This is a genomic window from Arthrobacter sp. SE2, from assembly GCF_058244265.1.
On record NZ_JBZAYA010000002.1, the window covers coordinates 400,943 to 425,881 of the forward strand.

General features: G+C 63.1%; 25 protein-coding genes. 5 read left to right on the top strand and 20 right to left on the bottom strand.

The window, feature by feature from the left end; all coding sequences use genetic code 11:
* Positions 1-59: 59 nt before the first annotated feature.
* From AC4CS3_RS04535 to AC4CS3_RS04590, 12 genes are all read right to left on the bottom strand, one after another.
* Positions 60-710, bottom strand: coding sequence for a DedA family protein (locus AC4CS3_RS04535; protein ID WP_269993194.1), 651 nt, complete (start codon positions 708-710; stop codon positions 60-62).
* 62 nt (positions 711-772) lie between these two features.
* Positions 773-2,083 carry a thymidine phosphorylase gene (locus AC4CS3_RS04540; RefSeq protein WP_490782385.1) on the bottom strand — a complete coding sequence of 437 codons (1,311 nt, stop codon included), beginning with the start codon at positions 2,081-2,083 and terminating at the stop codon, positions 773-775.
* Complete coding sequence (locus tag AC4CS3_RS04545; RefSeq protein WP_490782386.1) at positions 2,080-2,490, bottom strand: cytidine deaminase; 411 nt, start codon at positions 2,488-2,490, stop codon at positions 2,080-2,082. The genes AC4CS3_RS04540 and AC4CS3_RS04545 overlap by 4 nt, the downstream gene beginning before the upstream one ends.
* 2 nt (positions 2,491-2,492) lie before the next feature.
* A complete protein-coding gene (locus AC4CS3_RS04550) occupies positions 2,493-4,022 on the bottom strand; it encodes an ABC transporter permease (protein WP_490782387.1) in 1,530 nt (509 codons plus the stop codon).
* Entirely contained in the window at positions 4,019-5,392 is a 1,374-nt protein-coding gene (locus AC4CS3_RS04555) for an ABC transporter permease (RefSeq protein ID WP_490782388.1), read from the bottom strand. The genes AC4CS3_RS04550 and AC4CS3_RS04555 overlap by 4 nt, the downstream gene beginning before the upstream one ends.
* Positions 5,385-6,935 (bottom strand): ABC transporter ATP-binding protein, encoded by a 1,551-nt coding sequence (locus AC4CS3_RS04560; protein ID WP_284990383.1) that lies wholly within the window; start codon positions 6,933-6,935, stop codon positions 5,385-5,387. The genes AC4CS3_RS04555 and AC4CS3_RS04560 overlap by 8 nt, the downstream gene beginning before the upstream one ends.
* Before the next feature lie 164 nt (positions 6,936-7,099).
* A complete protein-coding gene (locus AC4CS3_RS04565; RefSeq protein ID WP_236816176.1) occupies positions 7,100-8,206 on the bottom strand; it encodes a BMP family lipoprotein in 1,107 nt (368 codons plus the stop codon).
* Positions 8,207-8,540: 334 nt separating this feature from the next.
* On the bottom strand, positions 8,541-9,560 hold the full coding sequence (locus AC4CS3_RS04570) for an NADP-dependent oxidoreductase (protein WP_490782389.1): 1,020 nt from the start codon (positions 9,558-9,560) through the stop codon (positions 8,541-8,543).
* Positions 9,557-9,988, bottom strand: coding sequence for an organic hydroperoxide resistance protein (locus tag AC4CS3_RS04575; protein ID WP_490782390.1), 432 nt, complete (start codon positions 9,986-9,988; stop codon positions 9,557-9,559). The genes AC4CS3_RS04570 and AC4CS3_RS04575 overlap by 4 nt, the downstream gene beginning before the upstream one ends.
* A gap of 60 nt (positions 9,989-10,048) precedes the next feature.
* Positions 10,049-10,483 carry a MarR family winged helix-turn-helix transcriptional regulator gene (locus AC4CS3_RS04580; protein WP_490782391.1) on the bottom strand — a complete coding sequence of 145 codons (435 nt, stop codon included), beginning with the start codon at positions 10,481-10,483 and terminating at the stop codon, positions 10,049-10,051.
* 280 nt (positions 10,484-10,763) lie between these two features.
* Entirely contained in the window at positions 10,764-11,963 is a 1,200-nt protein-coding gene (locus tag AC4CS3_RS04585; protein WP_345450094.1) for an amidohydrolase, read from the bottom strand.
* Positions 11,964-12,039: 76 nt separating this feature from the next.
* Entirely contained in the window at positions 12,040-13,173 is a 1,134-nt protein-coding gene (locus AC4CS3_RS04590; RefSeq protein WP_490782392.1) for a mannose-1-phosphate guanylyltransferase, read from the bottom strand.
* 238 nt (positions 13,174-13,411) lie between these two features.
* On the opposite strand from AC4CS3_RS04590, the gene sdhC reads away from it, so the two are divergent.
* The 5 genes from sdhC (at position 13,412) to AC4CS3_RS04615 (ending at position 17,812) form a co-directional block, all read left to right on the top strand.
* On the top strand, positions 13,412-13,792 hold the full coding sequence (gene sdhC, locus AC4CS3_RS04595) for a succinate dehydrogenase, cytochrome b556 subunit (RefSeq protein ID WP_078105987.1): 381 nt from the start codon (positions 13,412-13,414) through the stop codon (positions 13,790-13,792).
* 3 nt (positions 13,793-13,795) lie between these two features.
* Complete coding sequence (locus AC4CS3_RS04600) at positions 13,796-14,275, top strand: succinate dehydrogenase hydrophobic membrane anchor subunit (protein WP_284981097.1); 480 nt, start codon at positions 13,796-13,798, stop codon at positions 14,273-14,275.
* A 93-nt stretch (positions 14,276-14,368) separates the two neighbouring features.
* Positions 14,369-16,168 (top strand): succinate dehydrogenase flavoprotein subunit, encoded by a 1,800-nt coding sequence (gene sdhA, locus AC4CS3_RS04605; RefSeq protein ID WP_234751269.1) that lies wholly within the window; start codon positions 14,369-14,371, stop codon positions 16,166-16,168.
* Position 16,169: 1 nt separating this feature from the next.
* Positions 16,170-16,952 carry a succinate dehydrogenase iron-sulfur subunit gene (locus tag AC4CS3_RS04610; protein ID WP_078105990.1) on the top strand — a complete coding sequence of 261 codons (783 nt, stop codon included), beginning with the start codon at positions 16,170-16,172 and terminating at the stop codon, positions 16,950-16,952.
* A 95-nt stretch (positions 16,953-17,047) separates the two neighbouring features.
* Positions 17,048-17,812 (top strand): alpha/beta hydrolase family protein, encoded by a 765-nt coding sequence (locus tag AC4CS3_RS04615; protein ID WP_490782393.1) that lies wholly within the window; start codon positions 17,048-17,050, stop codon positions 17,810-17,812.
* Between the two features lie 22 nt (positions 17,813-17,834).
* On the opposite strand, the gene AC4CS3_RS04620 is transcribed toward AC4CS3_RS04615, so the two are convergent.
* From AC4CS3_RS04620 to AC4CS3_RS04655, 8 genes are all read right to left on the bottom strand, one after another.
* A complete protein-coding gene (locus AC4CS3_RS04620; protein WP_490782394.1) occupies positions 17,835-18,971 on the bottom strand; it encodes a YihY/virulence factor BrkB family protein in 1,137 nt (378 codons plus the stop codon).
* Entirely contained in the window at positions 18,859-19,551 is a 693-nt protein-coding gene (locus AC4CS3_RS04625) for a 2'-5' RNA ligase family protein (protein ID WP_490782395.1), read from the bottom strand. Before AC4CS3_RS04625 ends, AC4CS3_RS04620 begins: the two co-directional genes overlap by 113 nt.
* 4 nt (positions 19,552-19,555) lie before the next feature.
* Positions 19,556-20,647, bottom strand: coding sequence for a tryptophan--tRNA ligase (gene trpS, locus AC4CS3_RS04630; protein ID WP_490782396.1), 1,092 nt, complete (start codon positions 20,645-20,647; stop codon positions 19,556-19,558).
* A 19-nt stretch (positions 20,648-20,666) separates the two neighbouring features.
* Positions 20,667-21,500, bottom strand: a complete 834-nt coding sequence (locus AC4CS3_RS04635) for an exodeoxyribonuclease III (protein WP_490782397.1) — start codon at positions 21,498-21,500, stop codon at positions 20,667-20,669.
* A 10-nt stretch (positions 21,501-21,510) separates the two neighbouring features.
* On the bottom strand, positions 21,511-22,083 hold the full coding sequence (locus AC4CS3_RS04640; RefSeq protein ID WP_490782398.1) for a hypothetical protein: 573 nt from the start codon (positions 22,081-22,083) through the stop codon (positions 21,511-21,513).
* Between the two features lie 67 nt (positions 22,084-22,150).
* Positions 22,151-22,984 (bottom strand): ABC transporter permease, encoded by an 834-nt coding sequence (locus tag AC4CS3_RS04645; RefSeq protein WP_490782399.1) that lies wholly within the window; start codon positions 22,982-22,984, stop codon positions 22,151-22,153.
* On the bottom strand, positions 22,981-23,802 hold the full coding sequence (locus AC4CS3_RS04650) for an ABC transporter permease (protein WP_490782400.1): 822 nt from the start codon (positions 23,800-23,802) through the stop codon (positions 22,981-22,983). Before AC4CS3_RS04650 ends, AC4CS3_RS04645 begins: the two co-directional genes overlap by 4 nt.
* Complete coding sequence (locus tag AC4CS3_RS04655) at positions 23,795-24,724, bottom strand: ABC transporter ATP-binding protein (RefSeq protein ID WP_437773973.1); 930 nt, start codon at positions 24,722-24,724, stop codon at positions 23,795-23,797. Before AC4CS3_RS04655 ends, AC4CS3_RS04650 begins: the two co-directional genes overlap by 8 nt.
* Between the last annotated feature and the right edge of the window lie 215 nt (positions 24,725-24,939).

The window sequence follows — 24,939 nt, forward strand, 5'->3', positions numbered from 1 at the left end:
CGGTGCCAAGCACGTCATACCCAGGGAGGAGATAGCGCCCCTTGGCTACGCACTCCTGGCTATCTGACAGGTTCCTCTTCGGGCTCCCCGGCTTCCTCGTCCTCTTCGGTGGCGGGCGTGGCACCGCGGACTTTGCTGATGACCCGGTCCACGATGATTCCCAGGATGGCGGCCGCAACGATCGCGATGGTCGCTCCGAGCAGGTGATTGTGCTCGAACCACTGGCCGAAGAACAAACCGATGGCTACGGAGTAACTGGCCCACAGAGCGGCAGACATGGCCGTGAGCGCCACAAACATGCCGTGCGAGAAATGCGTTGCACCGGCTGTGAGGTTGACCGCCACACGTCCAATGGGGATGAACCGGGCCACGATGATCAGTGACGCGGCCCGGCGTCGAAGTTCCCGCCCAGCCCAACGGAAGGCACCCTGCATCCTTTGGGAACGCATCCACCGCCAGCGGCGAACACCTATTTTGCGGCCTATCAAGTAGGCGATGTTGTCGCCAGTGAAAGCCCCAAGGGCGCCCACCAGAATGAGCAGCCACGCGTTAGGCGTCCCTGCCGTCGCGGAGACGGCCGCGAGTCCCACCACCATCGACTCGCTGGGAATGGGCGGGAAGAAACCGTCGATCACACAGCAGGCAAAAACCAGAAGCAAGACCCAAGGCTGTCCGGCTGCGGCGAGGATGAAGTCGTTGAAGGCTTGCACGGTCTTTCTAACGAATGGCCGTAGGGATTGTCTCCCGGGCCCAAAATGCCCGGGAGACCAACCTAGGAGATCCGGTCGATGATGAGCCGTTGCGCCGGCCGTGAGCCTTCCGGCGCGATGAGCACCGCGCCTTCCAAGGCTTCCTTGGCCCGTTCGAACTTTTCCGGGGTGTCGGTCAGGAGGGTCATGAGTGGCTCCCCCGCCCGGACCAACGCACCTGGTTTGGCGTGCATCCGCACCCCTGCACCGGCCTGGACGATGTCTTCCTTCCGGGCACGTCCGGCGCCGAGGCGCCAGGCAGCCACACCCACGGACAAGGCGTGGAGTTCCACCAAGACGCCGTCGGCCGGTGCCGGGATGACCTCGGATTCCTTGGCCACCGGCAGGGCGGCACGCGGATCGCCGCCTTGGGCTTCGATCATGCGGTTCCAGACGTCCATCGCGCGGCCATCCTTAAGGGCGGCCGCGGGGTCGGCGTCGTGCACTCCGGCGCAGGCGAGCATCTCTTCGGCGAGCCTGATGGTCAGCTCGACGACGTCTTCCGGGCCGCCGCCCGCAAGCACCTCCATCGATTCCTCCACCTCGATGGCATTACCCGCGGTCAAGCCCAGCGGCGTGCTCATGTTGGTCAGGAGGGCCACCGTGTTGACGCCCGCATCCTTGCCAAGGGCCACCATGGTTTCGGCCAGCTCCCGGGCACGGGCTTCGTCCTTCATGAACGCCCCGGAGCCCACCTTCACGTCGAGTACCAGGGAGCCCGTGCCTTCGGCGATCTTCTTGCTCATGATGGACGAGGCAATCAGGGGAATGGCTTCCACGGTGCCCGTGACGTCGCGCAGGGCATAGAGCTTCTTGTCCGCCGGAGCCAAACCCGTGCCGGCGGCGCAAATGACAGCGCCCACGTCCTGCAGCTGGGCCAGGATTTCCTCGTTGCTGAGGTTCGCCCGCCAACCGGGGATTGCCTCGAGCTTGTCGAGCGTGCCGCCCGTGTGGCCCAGTCCCCTGCCCGACAGCTGGGGAACCGCCACCCCGAAGACCGCCACGAGCGGCGCAAGTGGAAGGGTGATTTTATCCCCGACACCCCCGGTGGAGTGTTTGTCGGTGGTGGCTTTCACGCCGCCGTCGGGACGCCGAAGGCTCGAGAAGTCCATCCGCTCGCCCGAAGCGATCATCGCCTCTGTCCAGCGCGAGATCTCGGAACGGTCCATCCCGTTGAGCAGGATCGCCATGTTCAGGGCCGCCATTTGTTCATCGGCAATGACGCCGCGGGTATAAGCATCGATGGTCCAGTCGATCTGCTCCGGGCTCAGGGTTCCCTTGTCCCGTTTGATGCTGATGATCTGTACGGCGTCGAACGCTTCAGTCTGTGTCACCGGTTCTCCTCCAGGTTGTCGGGACCGAAGGCATCTGGCAGCACTTGGTCCATGGTCTTGATGCCCTGCGTTGTCATGAGTTGCATGCCGGGTGCCCGGAATTCATACAGCAATTGCCTGCACCGGCCGCACGGCATGAGGACATTGCCTTTCGCGTCGACGCAATAGAACGCCCGCAATCTGCCGCCGCCACCCATATGGAGGTCTCCCACCAAGGCGCACTCGGCGCACAGAGTGAGTCCATAGCTGGCGTTCTCGACGTTGCATCCGCTGACGATCCGCCCGTCCTCGGTGAGGGCGGCAGCCCCCACCGGGAACTTCGAATACGGAGCGTAGGCCTTCCCCATGGCGGCGACCGCGGCGGCCTCGAGGGCCGCCCAGTCCACTTCGGTATCCGTGAACGCCACGGTCAGCCCTTGACGTACGGTATGCCGCTCGCCGCCGGCGGCCGGGACCTGCCCACCAATCCAGCGACGGCAAAGACCGTCAAGGCGTAAGGCAACATGGCCATGAACTGGCTCGGAACGGGCGATCCGATGATGGTGATGACGCTCTGGAGGTTGTCCGCGAAGCCAAACAGCAACGCGGCCAGGAAGGCGCCGATCGGGTTCCAGCGGCCGAAGATCAGCGCCGCCAAGGCGATATACCCGCGGCCACCGGACATGTCCTTGCTGAACGCGTCCACGGATACGAGCGTGAAGAACGAGCCGCCAATGCCCGCGATCGCACCGCCCATGAGCACGTTCCAGAATCGGGTCCGGTTGACGTTGATGCCCACGGTGTCGGCCGCCTGTGGGTGCTCGCCGACGGCCCGCACGCGCAGTCCCCACTTCGTGTGGAAAAGGCCGAGGTAAACCACGATCACTGCGATGTACATCAGATAGCCCACGAGGGACTGGTGGAACAGGATGGGGCCGATGATGGGGATATCGGACAGGAAGGGAATGTCCACCGGAGGCAAGCGCCCCGGCTTGTTGAGCCCATCCGGGTCAGCCGTCAGCAGCGTCGAAAAGAGGAAGCTCGTCAGTCCGCTGATGAGGACGTTGAGCACGACGCCGACGATGATCTGGTTGACGAGGTACTTGATGCTGACCACGGCCAGGACCAAGGAAACAAGCGTTCCGGCGACGGCCGCCGCGACGAGCCCGGCGTACACATTGTGCGTCACGGTGGCAACGACCGCTGCAGAGAATGCTCCCAGAAGGAGCTGCCCCTCAATGGCGATATTGACCACGCCAACGCGTTCGCACAGGACACCGGAAAGGGATCCGAAGACGAGCGGCACGGCCAAGGTGACGGATCCTGCGATCAGTCCGGCGAGGGAGATCGACGGCTCATCGCCATTTCCGCCAGCGACGATCCAGACCATGAACCCGATGAGGAACACTGCGGCAAACGTGCCGCCCACCCAGCGGGGTGCAGCCCGCTTCGCCTGGGTGAGATACACCGTGTAGCCGGCCAGGCCCAGAAGGATCACCGCAGCGATCCAGCCGATGGCCGCGGAAGGGAGCGTGATCTTGGAAACCTTTGCCACTCCGAGCGCGGCAAGGGCGAGGACCACGACGGCGGCAACGGTGGATGGGGGCAGCCAACCCGGAACCGTGCCTGAACCTGACGCCGTGCCTGAACCGGAGGTGAGGCCTGAACGACGGCGGACGAACCACAGGTATCCGAGACCAACGGAAAGCAGAAGTGCCAGGACGAACGTGACCAAAGCAGCGACACTGGAGGCCGCTTCATTGGCGGCCTCGGCAATGCCGAAGCCTGCCGACTTCGAATTGGACATGAAGCCGAACAGCACGGTTCCTAGGATTGCGAGCAGGGATAGTCCAATGCCGGCCTTCCAGCTCACCAGCTCGGTGGCACCCGTTTTTCCGGGGCTCGCCGGGGCGTTTCCGGCGGGGGTGCCACCGCCAGGCTGAGTTGTTGTGGTGCTCATGCTGTTGCAGCTCCGCTCTCGATTTTTCCGGAGGGGATGGTTCCGGAGCCGGGGCCGCCAGCGGCCTTCTTCTTTTTCCGCGGGTTCAGCCCGAAGATCGCTCGCACCAGCGGTGGTGCCGCAATGAACAGGACGATCAACGATTGGATGACCAAGACGATGTCGATGGGGGTCTGTGTTTCAGCCTGCATCGCGACGCCTCCCGCACGGAACGCGCCGAACAAGAGCCCGGCGAAGAATGTTCCCCACGGCGTCGAACGGCCGAGCAGCGCGACCGTGATGGCATCGAATCCGATGGAGGCAGCGACGCCTCCGGAGAGGTATTTCTCCGTTCCGGATACCTGCGCAATGCCGGCCAGGCCTGCAAGCGCACCCGCAATCGCCATCACGAGTATCACGGCGCGGGGAACGTTGATTCCGGCGGTGCGTGCCGCGCTCTGGTTGGCGCCCACGGCCCGGAATTCAAAGCCGAGCGTGGAGCGCTTCAGGAGCCACCAGACGAAGACCGTTGCCAGCACAGCAAGGAGGAAGCCCGCGTGGAGCCTGAACTGGGGGCCGAGCAACTCCGGGAACAGTGCCGACTGGTCCAGGAAGGGCGAGATCGGGTTGGTCGAGCCCTTGCGCTGGAAAGCCGGAGTGGTCAGGAGGAACAGGAGCAGGAAGTTCGCGATGTAGTTCAGCATGATGGTCACGATGACCTCATGCGCACCGGTCCGGGCCTTGAGGAGGCCGACGACGCCGCCCCACACCGCGCCGCCGACAAATCCGGCAACGATGACAAGCAGCAGGTGAACCAGGAAAGGCAAGTGCCAGGTGAAGCCCACGTAGGCGCCGAACAGGGCGCCGAAAATGATCTGCCCTTGCGCACCGATGTTGAACAGGCCCGCGCGGAAGGCCAAGGCCACGCCGAGTCCTGCCAGGATCAGGGGCGTGGACACCGTCAGGGTTTCAGTGATCGGGTACAGCTGGGCTGCGGCGTCGGCCCCGGCCCAGTTGAATATCGCGCCCTGGACCAACGCCACGTAGGGCCTGAAGACCTCGGTGAGCATGTCCCACGGCTGCGCGAAGAAATAGCCTGCTGTTTCGGCAACTTTGGGGTTCGTCACGGCCATCAGGATGCCGCCAAGCACAATGGCGAGCAGCACGGACAACACCGAGACCATGGCGTTTCCGGTCACGATCTGCCGGAAGACTGAACCACCGGCGGCGTGCGGGATCTGTCCGCCTTGGCTGGCAGCCGGTATTACAGACGGGGCCATTGCACCGTCCGCCGTGTCCAGCGCGACATCCAGGACGACCTCGTCGTCCAATGTTTCCGGGCGCTCCGGCTCGACCTCGTTTTCCTGCCGAGGGGTATTGGACTCAGACATGGGTTCCTCCCTCGAGGGTCTTGTGCGCAGTCAGTTCTGCCTCATGTTCCGGAACGCCGGCCATCATCAAGCCCAGCACATCGCGGGACGTACCGGCGGGAACGATCCCGACCAGCTTTCCCCGGTAGAGAACGGCGATCCTGTCAGCGAGCTCGAGGACTTCATCGAGTTCCGTGGACACGATCATCACCGGAGTTCCGTTGTCCCGTTCCGCAATGACCCTCTTGTGTACGAATTCGATGGAGCCGACATCGAGCCCTCGGGTGGGCTGCGATGCGATGAAGAGCCTCAATGGCCTGGACAGCTCCCGGGCCAGGACCACCTTTTGCTGGTTGCCTCCGGAGAGCGTACCCACAGCGACATCGATCGACGGCGTCCGCACATCGAACTCCTCGACCTTCTTCTCCGCGTGCGAAGCAATCAAGGCCGGTTTCATGCCGATGCCTTGGGCGAAAGGCGCCTTGTCGTAAAGGTCCAGGATCATGTTCTCGGAAATGGAGAACGTTCCCACCAGCCCGTCGATCTTGCGGTCCTCAGGGACGAACCCGACGCCGGCGGACAGGACCTGCTTGACGCTCTTGCCGAGCAGCTCGACGCCGTCGAGGACGATGGACCCGGTGACGTGCTGCTGGACGCCGAGGATGGCTTCCGTGAGCTCCGTCTGGCCGTTGCCCTGAACACCGGCGATGGCGAGCACTTCACCCTTGGCGATGTCGAAGCTCAGCCCGTCCACGACGTGCTGGCCATTGTGGTCCACGACGGTCAGGTCCCGGACCTTGAAGGTCGCCTCACCCGGTTGGGCCGGCTTCTTTTCCAGGGTCAGGCTGACCGCCCGGCCTACCATTGCCGAGGCGAGTTCCGTCGGGGACGCCGAGGGATCGGCCGAGCCGACTACTTTGCCGCGCCGGATCACCGTGATGATGTCAGAAATTTCCTTGACCTCACGCAGCTTGTGCGAAATGAAAACAATTGATTTTCCGGCGGCCTTGAGCTGCCTGATGATGTCCAGGAGCTCATCGGTTTCCTGGGGGGTGAGAACCGCGGTCGGTTCATCAAGAATCAGGACTTCGGCGTCACGCACCAGTGCCTTGATGATCTCGACCCGTTGCTGCACGCCCACGGGCAGGTCTTCCACGAGGGCATCGGGGTCGACGTGGAATCCGTACTGCTTGGAAATCTCGGAGATCCTGCGGCGGGTTTCATCCAGGTTCAGGAAACCGGCCGCCTTGGTAGCTTCGTTTCCCAACGCGACATTTTCGGCGACAGTGAATACCGGAATCAACATGAAGTGCTGGTGGACCATGCCGATCCCCGCCGCCATCGCATCGCCGGGGCCCTTGAAAACGACAGGCTTGCCGTCGACCAGGATTTCGCCGTCGCTGGGGTCATAGAGTCCGTAAAGGACATTCATCAGGGTGGATTTGCCGGCACCGTTTTCGCCCAGGAGGCAATGGACTTGGCCCGGTTCAACCACGAGATCGATGTGGTCATTGGCTACGAGGGATCCGAAGCGCTTCGTGATCCCTTTCAGTTCGAGTTTCAAAACTCCAACCCATCTATAAAGGATGGCTCCTCGTCATCACCGTGCTCCCAGCATAGTGCTCGGCCCAGGAGTGTCGAAGAGCAAAATTGAAGGCAACGCAGAACGCGCTGCCCTTCTGCCAAAACTCGGCTGAAGGGCAGCGCGACGCGGTTTAGCCCGGATATTTACTTGGGGCTGGACTTCGATTCGACCTTGACTGCGCCGGAGATGATGTCCTTCTTCAACTGGTCAAGATCGCTCTTCATGTCTGCCGGAACAGCGGAGTCGAGATCGTGGAACGGGGCAAGCGCCACGCCCCCGTTGTCGAGCGTGCCAACGTACGGGCTGGGGTCGAACTTGCCGTCCTTGTCGGCCTTGATGACCGTTTCGACGGCGGTCGCCATGGTCTTCTGGACCGAAGTCAGGATGACCGACTTGTACGCGGGTGCGGTCAGGTAGCCATCCGAGTCGACCCAGATCAGCTTTGCGTCCGTGCCCTTTGCCTTGGCGTCAAGGATCGCACTTCCGGCGCCCGCTCCAACCGGTCCAGCGACGGGAAGGACGACGTCGGCCCCTTGGTCCAGGAATCCCTGGGTGAGGACCTTGCCCTTGTCGACCTGCTTGAAGTCGCCGACGAACGTTCCGTCCTGCTTGTCCTTGTCCCAGCCAAGCAGCTGGACGGACTTGCCCTTCTTCTGGTTGTAGTACTTCACGCCGTCAGAGAAGCCGTCCATGAAGATGCTCACGGTGGGGATGTTGAGGCCACCGAAGGTCGCAACCTTGCCCGTTTTGGAAGTGCCGGCCGCGAGGTACCCGGCCAGGAACGCGGCCTGGGCAGTGTTATAGACAATCGGCTTGACGTTCTTCGGGAAGGTGGGGTCCGAGTAGTCGATGATGGCGAAGTGGCTGTTCGGGTTCGCCGTCGCGATGTTCTTCGTGGCGTCGCCAAGCAGGAAGCCGACCGTAACTGTCAGCTTGCAGCCTTGCTGGACCATGGAACGAAGGTTGGGGTCGTAGTCCGTGTCGGCCTTGGACTGGACGTGCTTCTCCTGGATGCTCAGGTCCTTGGCTGCGGCCTGAAGGCCCTCGTAGCCTGACTGGTTGAACGACTTGTCATCGAAGCCGCCGGAGTCGGACACCATGCATGCGGTGTAGTCCGACTTGGTGGCGCTGCCCGAGCTCGAAGCAGACGGTGCGCTACCGCAGCCTGCCAGCAAAAGTGCAGCGGCGCCCGCAGTTGCGACGCCTGCAAATGAACCGCGCTTTAGTGTGGCACGCAGTGATTGCTTCAATTTTCCTCCAGGAAGAAAGTGATTGATGCTACGACAGTTGGTCAATGAGTGTCCGTTTCGAAAACTCGAGTCTGAAATTCTGTTTTCACTGATGCTTCGCAGCACTGCGCCTGGGGCGCACTGATGGCACAACTTTAGTGGGATTGAACACACCCGGGTAACACAAAAGCCCAACAACCCGAAGATTGTTGACCTTTTGTTACCAAGCAGTAGAGGAACTCCCAGCGAACGGTCCTAGGATGCGATCTCCCGCGGGCGCGAACTGGCAGCAGATGACCCCGAAATCGCTTTTTGCGGGCATCTGCCGCCAGTTCGCGCCGCTGCGGAACTAGACTCAGGGCAGGCGGACCAGCATCTTGCCGGTGTTGGCTCCGTCCAGGAGGTCGATGAAAGCCTTCGGCGCGTTTTCGAGCCCGTCGACGATCGTCTCGTCGTAGCGGACCGTTCCATCGGCCAGCCATCCGGCCATCTTCTGCGCGAACTCGCCGGCGTGCTGTCGCTGGCCACCCACGAGGAAGCCGCGCAGGGTCAGTTGCTTTCCGATGGCCACGGCTAAGTTCCGCGGGCCCGATGCGGGCTCTGTGGAGTTGTACTGCGAAATGGCACCGCACATTGCCACGCGGCCACCCACAGTGAGGACTGCGAGGGCGGCCTCGAGGTGTTCGCCGCCGACGTTGTCAAAGTAGACATCGATGCCACGCTCCCCCGCAGCCTCACGAAGTTGCTTCACGACGGGACCGTCGTGGTAGTCGAAGGCTGCGTCGAAGCCGAGTTCCAGCAAGCGCGCCACCTTCTCGGGGGAACCGGCGCTGCCGATCACCTTGGAGGCGCCCATGGCCTTGGCGACCTGGCCGACAATCGAACCCACTGCGCCTGCGGCACCTGAAACGAAGACGACGTCGCCGGCTTTGAACTCAGCCACCTTGAGCAGCCCGGCATACGCAGTCAGGCCCGTCATGCCAAGCGCTCCCAGGAATGCCGACGTCGGCGCCAGGCCGGCCGGAACCGGCGTCGCGCTTGCCGCATCCACCACGGAGTATTCGCGCCAGCCGAGCTGGTGCACGACGACGTCACCCACCTTGAGCGCCTCGGAACGGGACGAGATCACCTCACCCACCGCACCGCCGTCGAGCGCTGCGTCGAGTCGGAAGGGCGCCGAATAGGACTTCGCGTCGTTCATGCGGCCGCGCATGTAGGGATCGACCGACATGAACTCGTTGCGGACCAGGATCTGGCCGTCCTGCAGCTCCGGCAGATCGGTCTCGGCCAGCCGGAAGTTCTCCTGGATAGGGCGTCCTTGCGGGCGGGATGCCAGCTGGATTTCGCGGGTGCTCTTGGGAAGCGCGGAGCTCATGCTGCCACCTCCACAAGCTTGATGTCGACGGCGATGTTCCCGCGGGTCGCGTTGGAGTAGGGGCAGATCTGGTGGGCTTTGGCCACGAGTTGCTCGGCGGTTTCCCGGTCGAGGGCAGGCAGCGCGATCTCAAGCTCCGCGGCGAGGCCGTATCCCTCGCTGCCCTCCAAGGCACCGAAATGGATCTTGGCGGCGACGGCGGAATCAGTCAGATCCACCCGGGCCTTGCGCCCTACCAGCCTGAGTGCCGAGTGGAAGCAAGCCGCGTAACCGGCGGCGAAGAGCTGCTCGGGGTTGGTGCCCTGGCCGTTTCCGCCCAGTTCCACCGGGCTGGCGAGAGCGACGTCCAGCTTGCCGTCGTTCGTGCGGGCGTTGCCTTCGCGGCCTTCACCGGAGGCGAGTGCCTCGGCTATGTACAAAGTCTTCACTGTGGTTCCTTTTCCTTTGATGGGATGGACGTGTTGGGATGGACGTTTTGAGATGGACGATCAGATGGCTGAATGGAGGGCGGCGGTGAGCCGGCCCAGGGTGTCGTGAAGCTGCGCAAGCTCCGCGGCGCTCAGGCCCGCGGCGTCAGCGAGGCGTTGCGGTACAGCCCCCGCCCTGGCACTGAGGGACTGCCCGGCGTCGCTCAGGTGGATCTCGACGCGTCGCTCGTCCTCGGCTGAACGCCGGCGCTCCACGAGGCCCAAGGCTTCAAGCCTCTTGAGCAGCGGTGACAGGGTGCCTGAGTCGAGTCCCAGCTCGGTACCCAGTTCCCGGACGCTTCGAGGCTCGTTTTCCCAGAGCACCAACATCACGAGGTACTGCGGATACGTCAGTCCGAGCTCGTCCAGCACCGGCCGGTAGACCGCAGTGGCGGCCTTGGATGCGGAGTAGAGGGCGAAACAGACCTGGCGGTCGAGGCGGGGGGCTTCACTCATGGAATAACGATAGCTCACAATTAAATTGTGCACAACCCAATTGGCCCCAACGACGCCCGCTCACAAACAACCCCACCCCGGGCAACGCCCGCTCACAAACAAGCCGAAACGACGGGATCCTCTTGCAGATGATCTGCAAGAGGATCCCCGGCCTTTCGACCAAAAGTGAGCGAGCGTCCGGCCAGAACCCGGCATAAGTGAGCGAGCGTCCGGCCAGAACCCGCCATAAGTGAGCGAGCGTCCGGCCAGAACGCGGCATAAGTGAGCGAGCGTCGGAGGCTTAGAGATCCCGGATGGTTCGCAGCGCGGCGGCGGCCAGGACTTGGATGGCGAAGCCGAGGGCACGCTCGTCCACAATGAAGTCACCGCGGTGGAGATCGTATTCCTCGCCGCCGGGCGTGTGCGTTCCGAGGCGCATCATGGCGCCCGGCAGATCGGCCAGGAACCAGGCAAAGTCCTCGCCACCCATGGACTGGGGCGTCAGGACGACGGCGTGCTCGCCTAGTTCGGCACGGGCCGCGGCCTCGATGAGGGCAGTCTCGTGTTCCGAGTTGACCACCGGAGGGACGCCACGGGTGTGCTCGAGGTGCACGTCCACGCCGTACGGCGCGGCAACTTGCTGGACGACGTCGTCGAGCAACTCCCCCGCGCTGTGCCAGGCGTCCCTGTCGAGGCAACGCATGGTGCCGGCCATGTAGCCGTTGGCGGGGATGGCGTTGGGTGCGGAACCTGCCGCGATCTGGCCCCACACCACCGAAACGCCGCTGCGCACATCCACCCGACGGGATAGAACGGCCGGGACGTTGACGGCGATTTGGGCCAGCGCGAAGACCAGGTCTTCGGTCAAATGCGGACGGGAAGTATGGCCGCCACGTCCGGTCAGTTCGATTTTGATGGTGTCCGACGCCGAGGTGATGGCGCCTATGCGCGTGCCGATCTTGCCGACGTTGATACGCGGATCACAGTGCAGCGCAAGAATCCGCGGGACACCCTGGAGCACCCCCTGCTCGATGCACGACAGGGCACCGCCGGGCATGGTTTCCTCTGCGGGTTGGAAGATGATGCGCACCGTGCCGCCCAAGGGGGATTCCTGGTGCATGGCGTGCAGCACCAAGGCAATGCCAAGCATGCTCGTGGTGTGGACATCATGCCCGCACGCGTGGGTGACGCCGTGGTTCTTCGACGCGAACGGAAGCCCGGTCTCTTCGATGATGGGGAGGGCGTCGATGTCGCCGCGGAGGGCCGTCGCGATAGGCCCCTCGCCGACGTCGACCGTCAGCCCCGACCCTTCCAGCCGGCGGGGTTCAAGCCCCGCCGCTTCGAGCCGTTCAACCAACTTGTCCGTGGTGCGAAATTCCTTGAAGGAAAGTTCGGGGTGCGCATGCAGATCCCTCCGGAATTCAAGGAGTTCCGGCAAGAGATCGTCAAGCCACGGCTTCACCACTGGGGTCGGCTCGGTTTCGGTAGTGAAATTGCGCACCTCACAACTCTAGCCATCCACTCCCCCCGAATAGCGAAAGGGGTCTCTTGGTTACGGACAGCGCCGCAAGAAGGCGCTACAGAACGTCTGTGTCGCCGCTCGCCTTGAGTGCGTCCACCGCACCCTTGACCCGCTGGGCGTGTTCCTTCGTGGTGACAAGCAAGGCGTCCGGCGTATCAACGATCACGACGTCCTTGATCCCGATAAGGGCGATCACGCGCTTAGTGTCGGAGACAACCACGCCGCTGGCGTTCTCGGTGAAGACACGGGCGCCTTCGCCCAGGACGGTCACCTCATCGACGTCGCCGGCATTGTTGAGTCGACCGATCGCGGCGAAGTCTCCGACGTCGTCCCAGCGGAAGGTACCGGGCACGACGGCGACATCCCCCGCCGCTGCGGCGGGTTCAGCCACGGCATAGTCAATGGCAATCTTCGGCAGCGTGGGCCACACCCGGGCAGTCACTTCGTCGCGTTCCGGCGTGTCCCAGGCCTCGGCAATTTCCTCCAGCCCGGCGAACAGGACCGGCTGGTTTGCCTCCAGGTGCTTGAGCATGAGCGCGACGGGGGCGACGAACATACCGGCATTCCAGACGTAGTCGCCCGTCTCGAGGTACTTCTTGGCAATGTCCTCGCTCGGCTTCTCGACGAATTCGACCACGGCATGCGCGTTCGGTGCGTTATCGATGTTGAGCAAGTCCCCGGTGCGGATGTAACCGAACCCGGTCGAGGGGTGCGTGGGCTTGATGCCGATGGTGACGATCTTTCCGGCGGCAGCCGTGTGGATTGCCTCGCGGACAGTTTCCTGGAAGAGGTTGTCCGGGCTGATGACATGGTCGGCTGCGAAGGAACCCATGATGGTGTCCGGGTCGCGACGGTAGAGGATGGCGGCGGCGAGGCCGATCGCGGCGCCCGAGTCCTTCGGTTCGCTTTCGAGGACCAGTTCGTCGTCGCCCACTTCGGGAAGCTGGCGGCAGACAGCAACCCGGTGCGCCACACCCGTGACCACCAACACGCGGTTGCCGGCCAATGGTTCGAGGCGGTCGTAGGTAGCCCGTAGAAGGGTGCTTCCCGAACCCGTGAGGTCATGCAGGAATTTGGGCGCAGCTGCGCGCGAAAGCGGCCACAGGCGCGTGCCCACTCCGCCGGCCGGAATAACCGCATGGAAGTGACGCAATGGCGATTCGGGGCTTGCAGCGTTTTCTATACTCACCGCAACACCTTATCCGACACCCGCGCAAGTCCCACTTTGTGGTCTTCGTCTCACCCCTGCGGCGAAAAGACCGGAATTCAGGCGAACACCCGCACTCTCGTTACAAGAAGGGGTGCCTAAATTGAATAAGCTGTGAGCGAAGCCTAGATTTAGGCTGAGCTACGAGTGCTCTCGCGGCTGGCGTTCCCCCCGCATGGATCCCGTGCAAGCGCCGCTGTGTTGCAGGAAGGTTTATTCAGTGCCGACAAAACCAGCTGGCACCTTGTACCGCGGCCGTGAAGGCATGTGGTCCTGGGTTGGACACCGTATTACCGGTGTTGTGATCTTTTTCTTCTTGTTGGTCCATGTGCTGGACACCTCATTGGTGCGTGTGTCCCCGGAGGCCTACACCGCCGTCATCGGCGCCTACAAGAACCCCCTCATGGCCCTGGGCGAGACGGGCCTCGTCGCAGCGATCGTTTTCCACGCCTTCAATGGCCTGCGCGTCATCGCCATTGACTTCTGGAAGAAGGGCGCAAAGTACCAGCGCCAGATGCTGTGGACCGTCCTGGTTCTGTGGCTGGTCGTTTTCGGGGCCTTCGCCATCCGCCACCTGTCCCTCGCACTGGGAGGCCACTAAGCCATGAGTACTGACATTCAGACCCCACGCAGTGGAAAAATCGGCAGCGGGAAAATTGCTCCGCAGTACCGTCGCGGCACCGGTTCCAAGGGGAACTTCGAGATGTTCGCGTGGTTGTTCATGCGGCTCTCCGGCGTCGTGCTCGTGGTCCTGATCTTCGGCCACCTCTTTGTGAACCTGATGGTGGGCGAGGGCATCCACGGCATCGACTTCGGCTTCGTGGCCGGCAAGTGGGCCGACCCGTTCTGGCAGTTCTGGGACCTGGCCATGCTGTGGCTCGCCATGCTGCACGGCACCAACGGCGTCCGCACCATCATCAACGACTACGCCGAGAAGGACGCCACCCGCCTCTGGCTCAAGGTGGTCCTTTACGCGGCTACCGTCGTCATCGTCGTTCTTGGCACGCTGGTGATCTTCACGTTCAACCCGTGCCCCGTCGTCAACGGCGTTCAGCTGCCGGGCGGGTTCTGCCCGGCGCCGTAGCGGCTCCGCTGCACCACCGGCTTAGTCCGGCTGTGCACAACACGCGGAGCAGGCTCCGCCGACCATCTGACTTAGAGAGAAAGAGCATCTGGTATGCAGGTCCATAAGTACGACGTCGTTATTGTCGGTGCCGGCGGCGCCGGCATGCGCGCCGCGATCGAATCCGGTCAGCGCGCACGCACTGCAGTACTGACCAAGCTCTACCCCACCCGTTCCCACACTGGCGCAGCCCAGGGCGGCATGTGTGCAGCCCTGGCCAACGTCGAAGAGGACAACTGGGAGTGGCACACGTTCGACACCATCAAGGGTGGCGACTACCTGGTTGACCAGGACGCAGCCGAGGTCATGGCGAAGGAAGCCATCGACGCCGTGCTGGACCTGGAGAAGATGGGCTTGCCGTTCAACCGCACGCCCGAAGGCCGCATTGACCAGCGCCGTTTCGGTGGCCACACCCGTGACCACGGCAAGGCTCCGGTCCGCCGCGCCTGCTATGCAGCAGACCGCACTGGCCACATGATCCTGCAGACGCTGTACCAAAACTGCGTCAAGCACAACGTTGAGTTTTACAACGAGTACTACGTCCTGGACCTGCTGACCGTCGAGGAAGACGCCGTCCGCGAAGACGGAACGCCGTACAAGCAGAAGCGCGTAGCCGGCGTCGTGTCCTACGACCTCGCCTCCGGCGAGTTGCACGTTTTCCAGGCCAAGTCGGTGGTGTTCGCCTCCGGCGGCGCAGGCAAGGTCTTCAAGACCACCTCCAACGCCCACACCCTGACCGGTGACGGCATGGGCATCGCCTTCCGCCGCGGAATCCCGCTGGAGGACATGGAATTCTTCCAGTTCCACCCGACCGGTCTCGCCGGCTTGGGCATCCTCCTCTCGGAAGCTGCCCGCGGCGAAGGCGCGATCCTTCGCAACTCCGAGGGTGAGCGTTTCATGGAACGCTACGCCCCCACCATCAAGGACCTCGCTCCCCGCGACATCGTGGCCCGTTCCATGGCAAACGAAGTCCGTGAAGGACGCGGCTGCGGCCCGAACAAGGACTACGTCCTCTTGGACCTGACCCACCTTGAGCCGGCCCACATCGACGCGAAACTTCCGGACATCACCGAATTCGCGCGCACTTACCTCGGTGTCGAGCCGTACACGGAACCGGTTCCGGTGTTCCCGACGGCGCACTACGCCATGGGCGGCATTCCCACCAACATCACCACCGAGGTCCTGCAGGACAACGACACCATCGTGCCGGGCCTGTACGCAGCCGGCGAGGTTGCTTGTGTCTCGGTCCACGGCTCCAACCGCTTGGGTACCAACTCGCTTCTCGACATCAACGTCTTCGGCAAGCGTGCCGGCATTGCAGCAGCCGAATACGCCAAGACTGCTGACTTCGTGGAGCTCCCGGAAGACCCGGAAGCGTACACGCTGGATCTGCTGAACCACGTCCGCACCTCCGATGGCGGCGAAAGGGTTGCCGCGATCCGCAAGGAACTGCAGGACACCATGGATGCCAACATGCAGGTGTTCCGTACTGCGGACACCCTGAACCAGGTGCTCACGGATATCGCGTCCCTCGAAGAGCGCTACCAGCGCATCAGCGTCCAGGACAAGGGAAAGCGCTTCAACCTTGACTTGCTCGAAGCGGTGGAACTGGGCTTCCTGCTGGAACTGGCCAAAGTCATGACAGTTGCTGCCCTGCACCGCGAGGAGTCCCGTGGAGGCCACTTCCGGGAGGACTTCCCGGAGCGCGACGACGAGAAATTCATGAAGCACTCCATGGCGTATAAGGATGAGCACGCCCCGGCGGACGGATCTGCGGAAGCAATCGCGGGCATCCGACTCGGCACCAAGCCTGTTGTCTTTACGCGCTACGAGCCGATGGTGAGGAAGTACTAAGATGTCTGCTGAACTTGCTGAGCCAGCATCCAAGATCGAGCTGCCCGCGCACATTGGTGGAGGCGGGGAAATCCCCACTTTCAACATCACGCTGCGAGTGCGACGCTACAACCCCGAGGTCTCGGAAGAGCCCGTATGGGAAGACCACCAGCTGACGATGTACGGCACCGACCGCGTGCTGGACGCCCTGCACAAGATCAAGTGGGAGATCGATGGCTCGCTGTCCTTCCGCCGTTCCTGTGCACACGGCGTTTGTGGATCCGACGCCATGCGCATCAACGGCCGTAACCGCCTCGCGTGCAAGACCCTGCTGAAGGACCTGGACACCTCCAAGCCCATCACCGTTGAACCGATCAAGGGCCTCCCTGTGGAGAAGGACCTGATCGTGGACATGGAGCCGTTCTTCCAGTCCTTCCGCGAGGTCATGCCGTTCCTGATCAACAAGGGCCACGAGCCCACCAAGGAACGCCTGCAGTCGGTCGAGGACCGTGAACGGTTCGACGACACCACCAAGTGCATCCTGTGCGCTGCCTGCACGTCGTCCTGCCCCGTGTTCTGGACGGACGGCCAGTACTTCGGCCCGGCCGCCATCGTGAACGCGCACCGCTTCATCTTCGATTCCCGAGACGATGCCGGTGACATGCGCTTGGAGATCCTCAACGACAAGGAAGGCGTGTGGCGCTGCCGCACCACCTTCAACTGCTCGGAGGCTTGCCCGCGTGGCATCCAGGTGACCCAGGCAATCGCCGAGGTCAAGCAGGCCATCCTGGCACGCAAGATCTAGTCCAAAATTTAGAATACGACGACGACGGCGTCCCCTTGGCGGGGTCCGCCGTCGTCGTTGTTTAAGACTCGCTCGCAAAACGAAAGGCGGACAGGGTGTCGAAGTCCACGAAGATCAGCTTCGAAGGCAGTACCGGAGATCTCCTGGCAGGGATCGTGGACGTGCCAGAGGGCCCGGTCCGGGGCTGGGGTGTGTTCTCCCATGGTTTGACCCTCGGCAAGGACAGCCCGTCAGCCTCGCGTATCTGCAAGGGCTTGGCGGATCTCGGCGTCGGCATGCTTCGCTTCGACAACCTTGGACTCGGCGACTCCGCTGGCGATTGGTCCGCAGGATCGTTCAGCGTGAAAGTGGCGGACACCATCCGCGCCGCCGGGTTCATGCGTGCCGATGGTAAGGAAATCTCCCTGCTCGTTGGCCACTCCTTCGGCGGGGCCGCTGTGTTGGCCGCCGCCCTCAGCCTCCCCGAGGTACGGGCCGTTGCGACTGTCGGCGCCCCATTCCAGCCCAGGCATGTGGAGCACATGTTCGACGCCGAAGTCAGCACGATTCTCAGCGAAGGCAGCGCAGAGGTCAATTTGGGCGGCAGGCGCATGGAGATTCGCCGCCACTTTGTTGAGGACGTGGAGAAGGCCGACCTCAGGGACTGCATCCGTACCCTGCACAGACCACTCATGGTGCTGCACTCCCCCACAGACAACACCGTGGGCATCGACAATGCCAGCGAGATCTTCCAAACAGCACGGCACCCGCGGAGCTTTATTTCGCTTGAAGGCAGTGACCACCTGTTGACGGGCAAGGGACAAGCCGCCCGGGTCGCGGGGATCATCTCGGCCTTGGCCGGGCAGTACCTCGGCGACTAGCGCGGGACCCAGCTGGCTGCCGTCAGGAGCCTTTTGCGTGGAACGTGTGGGGCGAAGGGTGCCGTGATCCGAGGGCCGGCTTGGGGTGGTCATGAGCGCCGGTATCCGCTTCCCTGACGGCCGCCCACGCCCCGGAGACCAAGTAGACCTGGCTGACCAGGTTGAACCAGATGAGAAGCCCGATGATGATGGCGAATGAGGCCAGGATGGGGTTCCGTCCGGCGTTCGCCAGCAATTCCGTGCTGAAGATCTGGAGGATGGTGGTCCCGATGCCGGCCAGCACTGTTCCTTCCACGAACGCTTGGCGGCGAAGTTTCAAGCGGCCTGCGAAGCGGAACATGATCACCGCCGTCGCCCAGTTGAGGACAAGTGGAACGGCCGTGCGAACGAGCCACGTGACGGGGCCGGCAACGGCGTCGGCCAACCCGAGCCGTTCGATGATCCATCCGGCCGCTGTCCCGAACACGAGCGAAACACCGGCGCTGACCACCAAGGCTGCGCCGAGCAGCAGGAGGGTCCCGGCGTCGCGGGCCTTCATCAGCAGGGGGTTCTCTTGTACGGACTCGAGCCCGGAGACTCCGCGAAGACCCTCCCGGATCCCGGCGATCCAGCCGAGCGCGGTAAAGACCGTGACGACGGCGGCTATGACGGCCGTCCAGCCAAGGCCTGTGGGGTTCAGGAGATCATGCGGATCCACCAGGCCTTTGCCTCCGCTGGTTTTCAGGAGTCCCGGGGCCGCCGTGGAGACGCTCGAGACGATTGAATCAACCAGTTGGGGCTGCCCATTGAGGACCAAGCCGGTCACCGCGAATCCCGTGGCCAGCAGGCCTGTGATGGAGAAGAACATGGTGAAGCCTATGCCGGCGCTCAACAGTGGACCATGGCGCAGGTTGTAGAGGTTGAAGGCACGCATCGGCCGGAAGTTGCTCAGCCGGGCGAGGGCCAAGTTGATGAACGCCGGAATCGTGGCGCCCCTATTTCCTGAGCGCCGGGCCTTTCCCCACTCGACCTGACGGTGAATGAGCTGCAGCTTCAGCTGCGCCCCTTCAGTCGGCAGCGGTGGCCTTTCCGCCTGCTGCCGGTCGTTGTGCTGTGCTTTTCCGTGCTTGGTCTGCGTCGCCGCCAAAGTCGAGCTCTTCCCGTAGCTGCCAAATGCCATTGTCGTCGTGCTCGTAAAGTCCCATGCTAACCACAGGGAAAGTGGCGCTGTAGTTCTTGAGCACCGTTTCGGCTTCGTCCAGGCTTTCGGGAGCGACGTCGTGGGCTACCGTCACGTGCGGGTGGTAGGGGAAAGGAAGGTCGCGTTCGAGGGGGCCGGTCTGCAGTTGTTCGTGCAGGCCCACACACTCCTCGAAACCGTCTTCGACCTTCAGGAACACCACCGGGGATACCGGACGGAAGGAGCCCGTGCCGGAAATCGTGATCTTGAATGGTGCCTGGCGCCGGGCGACATCGCGAACGTGCTCGAGGGTGGCTTCCCAGTCCTGGGCAGGCGTCGTCGTGACGAGGGTGATGTGGGCCGGGATGACTTCCGCCATGGGATCACCGAAGGATGCACGCCATTGCTGCAGTTCCTGGGCGACTTCACGGGGGAAACCCAGGATGACCCCTACGCACATGTTGTCCCCGCACGCGCTGGCAGACTGGTGTGCGCCCGTGGCCGGGCGGGCGTCAGCGGCCTGGCCGGCTCCCCTTGAAAGAGAGCCGACCTGGACGCTGATCTTGCCAGCTGCGCACATGGTTTTAGCGGATTCCTTGTGGTCCGCCGTAAGGCAGGAAGCCCACCTTGGCGTAGACGTCGGCGAGCGTGGCCGAGGCGATCTCGCGGGCCTTGTCCGCCCCGTGGGCGAGGAGCCGGTCGAGCTCGGCCGGATCGGCCAGCAGCTCGTTGGCGCGGTCCCGGATTGGCCCGAGATGGGCCGCAACGAGTTCAGCGAGGTCGACCTTCAGGTGACCGTACATCTTGCCTTCGTAGTCCGCGACGATCTTTTCCACCGGCTTGCCGCTGATGGACGAGTAGATGCTCAGGAGGTTGGACACCCCGGGCTTGGCTTCGCGATCGAAGCGGATTTCCGTCTCGGTGTCCGTGACGGCCGACTTGATGCGTTTGGCCGTGACCTTTGGGTCATCGAGAAGGTTGATCAACCCGGCCGGCGACTCCGCGGACTTGGACATCTTCGCCGTGGGGTTCTGGAGATCGTAGATCTTGGCCGTTTCCTTCTGGATGAAGGCCTGCGGCACCTGGAACGTCTCACCGTAGCGGCTGTTGAAGCGCTGGGCGAGGTCGCGGCTGAGTTCAATGTGCTGCCGCTGGTCTTCGCCCACGGGCACCCCGTGCGGCTGGTACAGCAGGATGTCGGCTGCCTGCAGGATCGGGTACGTGAAGAGCCCGACGCTCGCGTGGTCGGAACCGTGTTGCAGCGACTTGTCCTTGAACTGGATCATGCGCGAGGCCTCACCGAAGCCGGTGATGCAGCCGAGGACCCACGCCAGTTGGGCGTGCTCAGGAACCTGGGATTGGACGAACAGGGTGCACTTGTCCACGTCTACGCCGCCGGCGATGTACTGCGCAGCGGTGACACGTGTCCGGCGGGCCAGCTCGGCGGGATCCTGCGGCACCGTAATGGCATGCAGGTCCGGGATGAAGAAGATGGCGTCATATTCGTCCTGCATGCGGACCCAGTTGACCAAGGCACCAAGGTAATTGCCCAGGTGGAGGGAGTCGGCAGAGGGCTGCATGCCGGACAGCACGCGGTGCTTTGCTCCGGCGGCCAGTTTGGTGGATGTTGCCTTGGCTGCTGCAGCAGCGGGTTCAGTCGTGGTGGAACTGGTCATGAGGAAAACTTTCGAAAGCCTAGAGCTGGTAGTCGACTACCAGCGGTGCGTGGTCGGAGAAACGGGTGTCCCACGACGGCGCCCGGTCAACGACGGCCGAAAGTGCGGCTGCCGCGAGTCCAGGAGTGGCCATGTGGTAGTCGATGCGCCAGCCTGTGTCAGTATCAAAGGCCTTACCGCGCTGGGACCACCAGGTGTAGGGGCCATCGACATTTCCTGCCAGGCCCCTGTGGACATCCCTCCATCCGATCTCGTCGCCGAAGAAGCGGTCGAAGTACGCGCGCTCCTCAGGAAGGAAACCGGCACGCTTGGTGTTGCCCTTCCAATTCTTGATGTCGAGCTCGGTGTGGCCCACGTTGAGGTCGCCGACAACCAGTGCATGCTCACTGTGCTTGGCAAGTTCCGGAAGCCTCGTGGTCATGACATCCAGGAAGCGGTACTTGTCCACCTGCTTGGGAGTGTCCGCTTCGCCGGAGTGCACATAAGCGCTGACGACCGTCAGGGTAGTGTCCTTGCCACCGCCGTCCCGAAGGGCATAGTCGGCCTCGACCCAGCGTCCGGTGGTGGCGAAGTAGTCGTCGCCGATACCGACGCGGGTGGCAACGGGTTCCTGCCGGGAGGCAATCGCAACGCCGGCGCGGCCCTTTGCCTCGGCTTCGGCGTGAAGGATGTACCAGCCTTCGCCGATGAGCTGGTGGACCACCTCATCGGGCGCGCGGACTTCCTGCAGACACAGGATGTCGACGTCGCGCGGTTCCAGCCACTCCGCCATGCCCTTCTTGTAGGCGGCGCGAATGCCGTTGACGTTGACCGTTGCGATGCGAAGGAAGTCCTTCTTCAATGCCGAGCTCACCCCGCCTACTCTAGTCGATGATGGTGCCCGAGACGGGCTCGTCGCCGCCGCCGGAGGACTTGATCATGTCCCGGGCATTGCTCGACGTGATGGCGATGGTCTCCAGGGCGCGATCGATGGTGTCCTGGTCCGCTGCGTCGCCCTTGGCTCGTTCGTCCTCGACCACGCGTACTTGCACCTGGACAATCTTGAAGGAGTGGTCCAATTTGAGGTCCCGGATTTCATCCGCTTCGTTCCGTTCCGAGACCACCCGGGTGCCACCGTGGTTGGCGCTCGACGACGACGGCGCGCGGCCGGTTGCCGCGTTGAAAGCGTTCTGGGCTTCGGTGAGTTTTTCACCGGCCCGCCTGGCAGCCTTCTGGATGCTGAAGACCACAAAGGCGGCGAGCGCGAGCCAGCCGAAGGAGACAACGGCGACGATCCAACCGACGACGTCGTTATGGTTGGCGGCGAAGATCACGGCTACCAGGAAAGCGATGAGCACCACTGTCATGCCCAGTCCACCGATGCGGAAGCCTTTGAAAGGGCTCCGGGCGGAAGCGGACGAGGGAACAGATGACGAGGAGTCGCCGAGGGATCGCATGCACCCATTGTCGCAAACTCCGCGCGGCGAACCGCTCTCTTCCACCCCCGGCGAACAGCCTGCCCGGCTATTTCAGGAAGAGCTTGCGCAACCTTCCGGTAGTGAGCGTGATGCCGAGGGCGATCATCACGAGGTAGTAGGCGATATGGACTGCCGTGGCCGGGCTGAAGGAACCGATGCTGATTTGCCGCAGGAGTTCCACGCCGTGCCATAGCGGCATCGCTTGGATGAGCCACTGGATGTATTGCGGATAGACGCTCAGCGGGTAGAAGGTGGCGCTGAAAAGGAACATGGGCAGCATGAAGAAGTTGATCCAGTCCATCTGTTGGAAAGTCTTCATGAAGCTGGTGATGCCCATGCCGAAACTCGCAAAGCCGAAAGCGATCAGCACCGAGGCCGGAATGACGAGAATGGCCCATGGCGTGGTGATGAGTCCCATGACGGCCATGACGGCGGTGAACCCCGTGGCATACAGGAGTCCGCGCAGCAGGGCCAGGAAGATTTCCCCGATGGCTACGTCCAGCGGCCCGAGGGACGTGTAGAGCATTCCCTGGTACAGCTTGGCGAAGTTCATCTTGAAGAAGACGTTCCAGGTGGAGTCATAGACGGCGCCGTTCATGGCGGATACGGCCAGGAGCGCGGGAGCGATGTAGGCCGCATAACTGATTTCCTGGCCGCCCGGTCCCGCCACGGTACCCACAATCGGGCCGAGTCCCACGCCCATGGCAATCAGGTACAGCACCGGCTCGAAGAACCCGGAGACGAGGATCAACCAGGTGCTGCTTTTCGCTGCCATGAGGCCCCGGGACACAACAGCCAGCGCGTTGCGGGAGTACAGAGGGCCGAAGGTACGCTCACGGGCAGCGTCAGTGGCGCTGTGGCCCCCGGTAAGAACGCTCATGCCCCCATCCTCCTGACGAACTGGCGCCGCGTCAGCGTCCAACCTGCAGCGGCGGCGCCCACAAGGAACAGGACGTGGGTCAGGGTCAACAAAGGATTCTCCTCGAGTCCATAGGTGAAGACGCGGCCCAGCTGCGTACCGTGCCACACCGGGGAGATCCAACCGATCCAGCGCACCCCAAGGGGCAGCGAATCCAGCGGGAAGAAGGTGCCCGAAAACAGGAACAGAGGCACCACGATGAATCGCTGCACCAACGCGAATTGGCCGGAGTCTTTGGTGATGCTCGAGGCATAGGCCATGAGCGGCAGCCCGAAGGACAAACCGGCCACTGTGGCAACTATCGCCGACACCCAGCCCCACGGACTCGGCGAGGCCCCGAACATGGCCACGATGGCGAAGTACACCACTGATTGAACGAGGAACTTCAAGGCACTTGCCATGATGTGGCCCGCGGCGATCTGCTGCGGTACCAACGGGGAGGCGTGCGGGCCGTAGAACACGCGGCGCCATTTGAAGCCGTCCATGATCGGGTAGGAAAAGTCGCCCGACGCGGTCATGACCGCGGATGAGACCAACAGCGCCGGCGCGATGAAGGTCAAATAGTTCACTTCACCAAACACCGCCGCGCTGTTCGCGTCCACCAGGCTCGCCAGCCCGATGCCCATCGCGAACAGATAGGCCACCGGTTGTCCCACGCTGTACAAGAACACGGACCAGCCGTAGCCACGCATCACCCGCAGGACCTGCTCGGCATAGAAGAAGGATCCCCAGCGCTTCGCCCGGCTTGCTGAAACGGCCGGTGAGTGGGCGCTAGTCAACGAGGCTCCGTCCGGTCAGCCGGAGGAAGACGTCCTCCAGCGAAGAACGCCGCACGAGCGAAGTGAGGGGACGAAGCCGTCGCGCGGAGACTTGCTCCAGGGCCGATTCGCCGTCGTTCGCGTAGATGAGCACGCGGTCCGGTAGCGTCTCGACGCGTTCGCCGATGCCCGCGAGTTCGACGCCGATGGTGGCGTTGCGTTCCGAACCGAAGCGGAGTTCCAGCACCTCGCGCGTGGAATATTCGCGGATCAGGCTGGCCGGAGAGCCCTCGGCCATGATCCGGCCCTTGTCCACCACAATCAGCCGGTCGCAAAGCTGTTCGGCCTCGTCCATGTAGTGCGTGGTGAGGATCAGCGTGACGCCTTGTTCCTTGAGCCTGAACAGCCTGTCCCAAAGGATGTGCCGGGCCTGCGGGTCCAGTCCCGTAGTGGGTTCGTCCAGGAGCAGGATCTTGGGCTCGTTGATGAGCGAGCGGGCAATGGTGAGACGCCGTTTCATGCCGCCCGAGAGGGCATCGACCCTGGACTTGGCTTTGTCTGTCAGCTGGGCGAACTCGAGCAGCTCATCGGCCTTGGGACGCAAGTAGCTCAAGGGCAGGCCGAAGTAGCGGCCGTAGACAATCAGGTTTTCGCGGACCTTCAGTTCCTCGTCCAGGTTGTCCTGCTGCGGCACCACCCCGAGGTGCGCACGGACTTCCGGCCCATGGGTTTCCGGGTCCAGGCCCATGATGCTGAGCTTCCCGGACGTGCGCTGGGAGACTCCGCCGATCATTTTCATGGTGGTCGATTTGCCGGCGCCGTTGGGGCCGAGCAGGCCGAAGGACTCCCCTGCCGGAACCTCGAACGAGATACCGTCGACGGCGGTGAGCTCGCCGTAGCTCTTGGTGAGGTTTTCGGCTGTGATGACTGCGGGTGGGTTCATCTGGAAGCTGGCTGACGTGGAGAAAGAGCGGGTGGCTTCATTGTGCACCCCAGCAGACTAGTAGAGCCAAGGAATACGTGAAAGAGGTATTCCGCAATTTTCTGGATTAAACCTCTGGACCCTGCGCGGCATTCTGCTGGATCATTCGGCACCTCAGGCCCTGGAACCGCGTGATTCCAAGGCCTGATGGTTTATCCAGACGAATGATCCAGCAG